The sequence below is a fragment of the Persicitalea sp. genome, assembly GCF_041751555.1.
In the GTDB taxonomy this organism is placed as follows: domain Bacteria; phylum Bacteroidota; class Bacteroidia; order Cytophagales; family Spirosomataceae; genus Persicitalea.
In genome coordinates, this window is record NZ_JBGSXF010000577.1 from 1 (window position 1) to 8160 (window position 8160).

The 8160-nt window shown below is 51.4% G+C and carries 8 protein-coding genes; 4 read left to right on the forward strand and 4 right to left on the reverse strand.

Annotated features, from left to right (window positions below; translation table 11 throughout):
- A partial coding sequence (locus tag ACEW8P_RS20430; protein WP_373514924.1) for an L-aspartate oxidase occupies positions 1–1083 on the forward strand: 1083 nt, incomplete at its 5' end.
- A 2-nt stretch (positions 1084–1085) separates the two neighbouring features.
- Here ACEW8P_RS20430 and ACEW8P_RS20435 read toward each other — a convergent pair.
- From ACEW8P_RS20435 to ACEW8P_RS20450, 4 genes are all read right to left on the reverse strand, one after another.
- Positions 1086–2339, reverse strand: a complete 1254-nt coding sequence (locus tag ACEW8P_RS20435) for a T9SS type A sorting domain-containing protein (RefSeq protein ID WP_373514925.1) — start codon at positions 2337–2339, stop codon at positions 1086–1088.
- 167 nt (positions 2340–2506) lie between these two features.
- Entirely contained in the window at positions 2507–3463 is a 957-nt protein-coding gene (metF, locus tag ACEW8P_RS20440; RefSeq protein WP_373514926.1) for a methylenetetrahydrofolate reductase [NAD(P)H], read from the reverse strand.
- A 239-nt stretch (positions 3464–3702) separates the two neighbouring features.
- Positions 3703–4260, reverse strand: a complete 558-nt coding sequence (locus ACEW8P_RS20445) for a lipocalin family protein (RefSeq protein WP_373514927.1) — start codon at positions 4258–4260, stop codon at positions 3703–3705.
- Positions 4261–4286: 26 nt separating this feature from the next.
- Positions 4287–4562 carry a hypothetical protein gene (locus ACEW8P_RS20450; protein WP_373514928.1) on the reverse strand — a complete coding sequence of 92 codons (276 nt, stop codon included), beginning with the start codon at positions 4560–4562 and terminating at the stop codon, positions 4287–4289.
- A gap of 261 nt (positions 4563–4823) precedes the next feature.
- Here ACEW8P_RS20450 and ACEW8P_RS20455 point away from each other — a divergent pair, with 261 nt between their 5' ends.
- From ACEW8P_RS20455 to ACEW8P_RS20465, 3 genes are all read left to right on the forward strand, one after another.
- A complete protein-coding gene (locus ACEW8P_RS20455) occupies positions 4824–5243 on the forward strand; it encodes a cytochrome B (protein ID WP_373514929.1) in 420 nt (139 codons plus the stop codon).
- Between the two features lie 68 nt (positions 5244–5311).
- Positions 5312–7444: a PQQ-binding-like beta-propeller repeat protein gene (locus ACEW8P_RS20460; RefSeq protein ID WP_373514930.1), complete on the forward strand. Its 2133-nt coding sequence runs from the start codon at positions 5312–5314 to the stop codon at positions 7442–7444.
- A gap of 195 nt (positions 7445–7639) precedes the next feature.
- Positions 7640–8160 (forward strand): penicillin acylase family protein (locus ACEW8P_RS20465; protein ID WP_373514931.1); only part of this gene is annotated, 521 nt, incomplete at its 3' end.

Here is an 8160-nt window from a genome sequence, read left to right on the forward strand (position 1 = left end):
GAGTGTTACGGTGCTTATGTGCTAAACTTAAAGACCAGTCAGGTAGAGAAGTTTTTGGCCAAAACTACCCTGGTCGCCACGGGAGGCGTTGGGAATATTTACCAAAGTACCACCAACCCCACCATCGCCACGGGCGACGGCATCGCGATGGCCTACCGCTCTAAGGGGATTTGCGACAATATGGAGTTCATCCAGTTTCATCCCACCAGCCTTTTTCAGCCGGGCAAGAAGCCCTCTTTCCTGATTTCGGAGGCGGTACGGGGCTTTGGGGGAATTCTAAAACACGCCGACGGAAGTACTTTTATGGAGCAATACGACGATCGGCTCTCGCTTGCTCCGCGCGACATTGTGGCCCGCGCCATCGACTCCGAAATGAAAACCAACGGCGTCGAACACGTTTATCTCGATGTGCGGCATCTGGACTATGAGGAATTCCTGAAGCATTTTCCTAACATCAATCAATACTGTCTCAATATCGGTATCGATGTCCGCAAAGATATGATCCCGGTCGTACCCGCGCAGCATTATATGTGCGGTGGCATCAAAACCAACGAGTGGGGACAAACGAATATCAAACACCTTTATGCGGTAGGTGAATGCTCAGCCACGGGGCTACACGGGGCTAATCGACTGGCTTCCAACTCGCTGCTAGAAGCAGCAGTGTTCGGCCATCGCGCCTACCTCAGCACCATCGAGCATTACGAAAAAGCGGTGATTCCCGAAGGCATTCCCGAGTGGGACGACTCCGGCACGACGCACCCCGAGGAGCAGGTACTTGTTACGGAAATGACGCGCGAACTGAACAGCATCATGTCCAACTACGTGGGCATTGTACGCACTAATCGCCGAATGAAACGCGCCTACGACCGTCTGCAATTGCTACACGTAGAACACGAGCAACTCTACCGCGAGTCAAAGGTATCGGTGGCAATCTGTGAACTGCGCAACATGATTACGGTATCGTATCTTGTTATAAAGATGGCAATGGCTCGCCGCGAAAACGTGGGGTTGCATTACAACCTGGACAATATCAAGCCGGAGAAGCCCATAACGGTTTCGGAACCCGTGCTGCCGCTGGCGTAGAATCAGTACACCAGTACTTTGGTGTGCTTCTGCGCTCCGTCTTTGTCGAGGGAAAGGAAGTACATTCCCGGCGCAAGTGTGGCTGTCGGTACTAGCTCCGTGTAGCCGTCGTTTTTCTGATCGACGCGGAAGCTGATATTTTGTCCCATAATGGTCGTCAGCCGTAACGCGGTGGCATCGACGCCCGAGGCACGTACGCGAATCCGCTCACCGGATGTAGGGTTGGAAGCCACCCACAGCGTAGGTTGGCCGGGCCGCACGATCACGTCCCGTACTTTGGAGTATTCGTAAGTATCATCTTTATCCACCATTTTCAGCCGGTAATAGTTGTTACCGGGCGGGGGATTAAAGTCCGTGAAGGCGTATTGACGCTTTCCGTCCGACTCGCCCGCTGCCACCACGCGGCCCACGTCTCCGAACTCTTTCAGGTCACTGCTGCGCTGCACGATGAATTCCCGGCTGTTTTGTTCCCAGGCAGTTTCCCAATTAAGTTCGACTTGGTTGTCGATAGGTTGGGCATTGAAGTAAGTTAAATGAACTGGATTTATGCCTTCAATATCCTGAATCAAAAAATCCGTAAAACGAACAATACCTACCCCATCTCTAAACTGCAGGGAAAAGTCAGAGATTTTCACATCTGCGGCGCCCGACACGCGAGCTTCACTTTTGAGGAAGCGATCATTGTTGACCCAAAAATCAAAAGTCCTCGGGTTGAGAGTATCTATCTCTCGAGTAGGCGTTACGTAGTAGTGCTTCTGATCGGTATTATTCATGACCCACGTGACCAACACAGACCCAGAATAAGTGTTGCTATTCTTTGCTGGAGTACTTGTTCTTCGAAAATAATACTGATCGTTGCCACTAAAATCAATCTGTACTCTGCCAAAGAGTTGATTGTTGGCAGGAAGCGCATTACTAGTAGGCGAAATATCCTGGCCGAAGTTGAAGACGATAGCTTGCCCCCTTGACGCAGGGGCGGAACGGACATCGACCCTGAACTGGCAATAAACAGTAGAAGGCACAGGTGAGAAGTCTGTCGAGCGGACGATTCTTCCGCTACCGCCACCCGTAGCAAGCGAGCGCTCAAATTCGACGTAGCCTTGGCCGGGAACGAGCCGCATGACAGCCGGGCTGATAACATAGATACTATCGAACTGAGTGTTGTTGGGGTTCTTTGAAGAGTAAGGGCCAGGCGAAGTAAAATACTGCCGTAGATAGGTAGTTTGAGCGCTCGCTGATTCTGTAAATAGAATCAAAGAGCAGATTATTATTAATGCACTCCAGCATTTCCAGTAGATATTCTTCATCGCGCCCAAATTGTAAATTCTTAATTAGATGTACTCAATTTACAAATATAATTGATTGAACAATAGGCACAATCAGAAATTCGCTAAAAACTACACCGTGAACTACAGGCGAGTTCTCAAAAAACACCCCGCGCAATCTGCATGACGTTGTCCGACTTTCCCATTGTGTAGAAATGCAGTACCGGAACGCCATATTCAATAAGTTCCTTGCATTGACGGATGCCCCACTGGATTCCCACTTGCCGAACTTCGTCGTTAGTGGCACATTTTTCAGCCTCCTGCACAAGCTCCTGCGGCATGTCGAGATGAAAAATGCGCGGTAGTACGGTGAGTTGCTTTTTAGTTGCAAGCGGTTTCAGGCCAGGAATGATGGGTACCGTGATACCCGCCGCGCGGCAGCGCTCCACGAAGCTGAAGTACTTCTGGTTGTCGAAAAACATCTGCGTCACGATATACTCGGCCCCGGCTTCCACTTTCTTTTTCAAAAAAGCCAGATCTGTATCGTGGTTGGCGGCTTCGAAATGTTTCTCGGGATAACCCGCCACGCCGATGCAGAAATTAGTCGGCGTCGCCTCGGTTTCCTCGTGCAGCAGCACGCCGCAGTTCATGTCCTTCACCTGAGCGATAAGGTCGGAGGCGTAGGCGTGACCACCCGTTTTAGCCCGAAACACGCCCGCTGATTTCTCAGGATCGCCGCGCAATACCAGCACATTGTCGATGCCCAGGTAATGCAGGTCGAAGAGCATGTCTTCAGTTTCTTCCTGGGTAAAGCCACCACATATCACGTGCGGCACCGCATCTATTTTGAACCGCTCGATCAGTCGCGCGCAAATCCCCACTGTGCCGGGCCGTTTCCGTACTGGAATGCGCTTCACCATGCCATTGGGCTGCGGCTTGTCGATGACTTCCTCGCGGTGGTAGGTAACATCTACGAAGGGCGGCTTAAACTCCATCAGTGGTTCTATGGAGTCGAGGAGTTGATTTATATTTTGGCCTTTGAGCGGCGGGATAATTTCGATAGAGAAGAGCGCCCGGCCCTCGGCCCGCTGAATGTGTTCGGTAACTTTGGTCATTGTTTCAATAAAAATAGCCTGACTAACCCCACAAAATAAGGGATAATAAAGCTATTCTGGTAAAAGTATCGATACTTTTTTAAAATTACGTTTTTCTCTAAACTGACGCCAATATGTATATATTATCTATAATGCCTCAATAATATAGATAAATATACTACTCTTTGCCTAGTGTTGTAGTTAAAAAACAAGCTTTAAAATAGATGATTTGTCTTTGTACTTTCTGAGCGTACGTCCTCCTAATCGCAGTTGTTCTGTTTGGTTCGACGCAGCCGGCTCACGTCGAAACCCTTCTTGATTGCAATAGCAGACAATTTTTCAAAAGTACTTTGTGGCATTTCGCGCTTACGGCTCAAAATCCAGAGGTAGTCTCGCGAGGGCACGCCGATCATTGCATACGAATAGTCGTCAGCCAGGGCGATGATGTAATAATCGCCCTTCAAAGGCCAGAAAAACTGAACGGCCAATTCGGCGTTAGTGTCGTCATTGCGTACGAAGGCTTTGCCCGTGATGCCCTCCCATTTTTTCTTTTTGGCATTGTAACAACGGTTGTCTACGGCCACGGTACCATCGTCGTTGATCGTATACTCGGCGGTAGTACAGGTACAGTTTTTCTGAAAACGGGAAGGGAAGGAAGCGATTTCGAACCACTTACCTGCGTACTTCTTAATATCTACCCGCCGGACGGTTTCCAGCGGTTTACTGCTACGGCAAGCTGTAAGAAAATAGGCCGTCGCACCTACTAAAGAACCTATCGCCAGCAAGCGAACAAGGGTATTATTGTCCTTTTCTTTCATAAATGTGTCTTTCCGGGTTGATTAAGTCAGTCGCTGGTATTCTCTTCTTCGTCGGCAATGTCCTTATTTTTGACTGGTACATCGTTTGGCATTTCATTATAGCCGTCCATATCGTTCATGTTGTGCTCTTCAAACTCATCGGTCGCTTCTTGATCTAGCTTTTCACTGGATTTACGAGAGTCGTCTTTGTGCTTTTTCTCATTTTTAAGACCAGAAGGCACGGGCGTTCCTGACGCCACATGCTTTAATTCCTCGGGATTCTCTTTTTCGTTTACAGTTTCTTTTTTGGGATTTGTCTCCATGATTTCAATATTATTTGTTGAATCGACCTGGTAAGTTTTCTAAAGCTGGTGATACACGAATCTGCATTAGACAGCCAATTGAAAATAGCCTTGGTAAAGTAACAGAATGTACGATGTATTCATGCGGCGTTTTTCAGACTCTTGCATAGTACTGCTAAGTTAAGCAAGTTTACTGTGCCGATAAACCAGATGATCTCACAGCAACAACTTTTAGCTCCTAAGAGTTACCTTTGCCCCTTTCCCAACTAAACCATAAAAACTATGAACGCTCTTGTACACGCCCATTCGGGACTTCGCTATATAGTGTTGGCGCTGCTAATTGCCGCCATCGGCATCGCCATTCCTAAATGGCAAAACGACGAACACGGTGATAGTAAGATCTATACTTATGCTCTAATTTCGTGCCATATCCAGTTGCTGCTTGGTCTGATTCTATACTTCATTAGTCCCAAAGTGGATTTCAGTATGATGGGCGAGAAGTTATACCGTTTCTTCACAGTGGAGCATATCTCCATGATGTTCGTCGCCATCATTCTCATTACGATCGGCCGCGTTCGTTCGCGTAAGGTCGAAGGAGGCGTCAAGCACCGCACCATTCTGTTTTATTACGGTATGGGACTTGTGCTGATCATCGCTGCCATTCCGTGGCCGTTCCGAAGCCTGGGCGCGGGCTGGTTCTGATTGGCCGCTGTTGAGTATTTTCGACGGGTACTTACCTTTATCCCAAAAAGGTAAGTACCCGTTTTTTTATGAAAGTCAAAATCTTGTTCTTAGGTGCGGGGGCACTGTTAGGTGGCCTGTTGCTCTTTAATTTTGTTCAAAATCCTTCGCTTGCTACCTCCGAATGGCGCGAGTACCTGGGCGGCCCCGACCGGGCGCATTTTTCGCCCTTGAAACAAATCAATGTTGATAATGTCAAGGACATCAAGCTGGCCTGGGAGTATCATACCGGAGACACCACCGGGCAAATCCAGTGTAATCCTATCGTGGTCGATGGGGTACTTTACGCTACCACGGCCTCAGTGCAGGCTTTCGCCCTCGACGCCGCCACGGGTAAGCAACTTTGGCGCTTTGCCGATTCGCGCGACCCGCAATGGTACAACACTAGCCGGGGAGTGACCTACTGGGCCGATGGCGATGACCGCCGTATTATGTACACCGCTGGTCCCTGGCTCTATGCGCTGAACGCCCAAACGGGCAAAATGATCACCTCTTTCGGGGATAGCGGCCGCGTGAGTCTGCGGCTGGGGCTACCCGAAATCGCCCAGAATAAATTCATCTGCTCCAATACGCCCGGCACGATCTACAAAGACCTTATCGTGATGCCCGTGCGCCTGTCCGAAGGCCCGGACGCCGCGCCGGGTCACGTGCGGGCTTTTAACGTCCGCACCGGGAAACTGGCCTGGACGTTCCGCACTATTCCCCACCCCGGTGAGGCGGGCTACGAAACCTGGGGCAAGGAAAACTGGAAAAATACCGACGTGGGTGCGGCCAATAACTGGGCAGGAATGGCCATCGACCGCGAGCGCGGAATCCTGTACGTGCCGACGGGTTCGGCGGGCTACGATTTTTACGGTGGCAATCGCCCCGGCCAAAATCTCTACGCCAATTGTCTGCTGGCGCTGGACGCCGCCACGGGCAAGCGGAAATGGCATTTCCAGTTCGTTCATCACGATGTCTGGGACCGCGATTTGCCCTCGCCGCCCACGCTGGTGCAAGTCAATCGGGACGGCCCCGACGGTCGGCCCCGACGCATCGACGCCGTTGCCCAAATCACCAAATCAGGCTTCGTGTTCGTGTTCGACCGCGTAACGGGAAAATCGTTGTTTCCCATTCAGGAACGTGTCGTGCCGACCAACGGTCTGCCGGGTGAAGTACCCTGGGCCACGCAGCCCGTGCCGCTAAAACCCGCGCCTTTCTCCCGCCAAACTATCGGCGACAACGACATCAATCCTTATGCAAAGGACAAGGACGAATTGAAGGCACGGCTGGCAAAAATGCGCCACAAAGACCAGTTTGAACTACCCAGCCAGGATGGTACTTTGATATTCCCCGGCTTCGACGGCGGCGGCGAGTGGGGCGGCCCGGCCTACGACGCCGAAACGGGGCTGCTGTTCATCAATTCCAACGAGATGGCATGGGAAATGAAGATGCTTCCCACATCCAAAACCGAAGAGCTCGCCGGACTGACGCAAGGGCAAAAAATCTATAAAATAAATTGTGCGGGCTGCCACGGGGACGAACGCAAGGGCAATCCCGCCAGCGGCTACCCCTCACTGGTGGACGTCGGCGCGCGCCGCGACTATGCGTATGTAAGTACCATCGTGAAAAATGGCAAGGGCATGATGCCGGGTTTTTCGTACCTGAAAGACGAAGAGCGCAACGCGTTATTGGCGTTTTTGTTTAATAGAGAGAAACAAGAAGTGAGCGGTGGCAAAGTCGCCACCACGTTTCCACTACCCTTCAAAATGAAAGGCTACGACAAGTTCCAGTCCGAAGAGGGTTACCCGGCCATCAGTCCACCCTGGGGGCAACTCAGCGCCCTGAACCTCAACACGGGCGAGTACGAATGGAAAATCGTTCTCGGCGAATTCAAAGAACTCACCGCTCGCGGCATTCCGCCCACGGGTTGCGAAAACTACGGCGGCCCGGTCGTGACCGCCGGAGGAGTACTTTTCATCGCCGCCACCAAGGATGGCATGTTCCGCGCCTTCGACAAGCGCACGGGCAAGCTCCTCTTCCAAACCGAACTACCCGCTGCGGGCTTTGCCACGCCTTCGGTGTATGAAGCGGGCGGCAAGCAATACGTGGTCATCGCCTGCGGCGGTACGAAGCTGGGGACAAAGCCGGGGGATAGTTACGTAGCGTTTGCGTTGCCATGAGTAAATTCATCGCTAAGCGTTTTATTTGGAATAGATTGGTTTTGGAATACCCACTCGCCAGTAGTCCCATCTACCCAGATGCGAATTAGGCCAATTCGGAATTTTAGAGCAAGACAATGCCCTATATTTGTGGCTACTTTGCCGAATCGCTGCCTTGATTGGCTCATTTGAAAATCAATACCCTTGACCCACTTTATGAAGTATGTAAAAGCCCTGCTGAGCGTGACCTTCGCCATTTTCCTGGTGTACGCGCTCAGCCGTCCGTGGGGAGCCGTTCCTGCCCTCGGCCCCTTTATCAGTCCTTATACGGGCTTTTGGCAAAACGGCGAAGTACCTTTCTCGGAACACTTCCAGGATCGCGAACTCGAACTCGACAGTCTGCGCGAGGGAGTGACAATCCGATTCGACGACGTGGGTGTTCCGCACATATTTGCGCAAAATAACTACGACCTGTACTACGCCCAGGGCTACGTCACGGCCATAGATCGTCTGTGGCAGATGGACTTGCAGACCCGCGCTGCCGCTGGGCGGTTGTCGGAAGTACTGGGATCGCGCACCGTCGAGATGGACCGCCGCGCGCGTCGGATGGGCATGGGCTACGGAGCCGAGGTGAACCTGAAAACTACCATGAGCGATCCCATTTCACGAGAGGCGCTGCTGGGCTACACCGCCGGAATCAATGCCTACATCGACCAGCTATCGGCCAAAAACATTCC